Origin of the sequence: Oceanisphaera sediminis (genome assembly GCF_039539745.1) — a bacterium.
Taxonomy (GTDB): Bacteria; Pseudomonadota; Gammaproteobacteria; order Enterobacterales; family Aeromonadaceae; genus Oceanimonas; species Oceanimonas sediminis.
The window spans coordinates 1-631 of record NZ_BAABDS010000055.1; the positions used below are offsets into that span (position 1 = coordinate 1).

General features: G+C 59.3%; 1 protein-coding gene. It reads left to right on the plus strand.

Going from position 1 to position 631, the window contains the following annotated elements; genetic code table 11:
- A partial coding sequence (locus ABD827_RS17785) for a tyrosine-type recombinase/integrase (RefSeq protein WP_344966039.1) occupies positions 1-631 on the plus strand: 631 nt, incomplete at both ends.

Here is a 631-nt window from a genome sequence, read left to right on the forward strand (position 1 = left end):
CATACGCTCGATAAACAATGGCAGTGGCTCGACATCGTCAAACCGCCGCAGCTCAGCACCTTGCCCGATATCCTCTCACCCGCCGAAGTCGGCCTGCTGATCAGCATGACCCGACAACGCCGCTACCAGATGTTCTTCTATACCCTCTATAGTCTGGGACTGCGGCTTGGCGAAGGACTGTCGCTGACCGTGGCCGATATTGACAGCGCTCAGCAGCAAGTACATGTTCGCAATGCCAAAGGCGGCAAAGACCGCCTGGTCCCCTTGCCCAACAGGACATTGCGCGCCTTGCGTTCACATTGGCAATCCCACCATCATCCACGACTACTGTTCCCCGGCACAAGAAAAGCGGCCGAGTCACCAATGGACCGAGGCGGGGTGCAAAAAGCCATGAAACAGGTCTGCCGCGACTGCGGGATCCGCAAATCCGTCAGCCCGCATACCCTGCGCCACTGCTATGCTACCCACCTGCTGCAACAGGGGCTGGACCTGCGTTCACTGCAAACGCTGCTCGGTCATGCCAGCCTCAATACCACCGCTCGTTACACCCAGCTCACGGCGGCCAAACGGTCGTGTGCGATGACCGCAGTCAATCAATTGGCTGACTCGCTGGCGGTCATGTGGGAGGCGT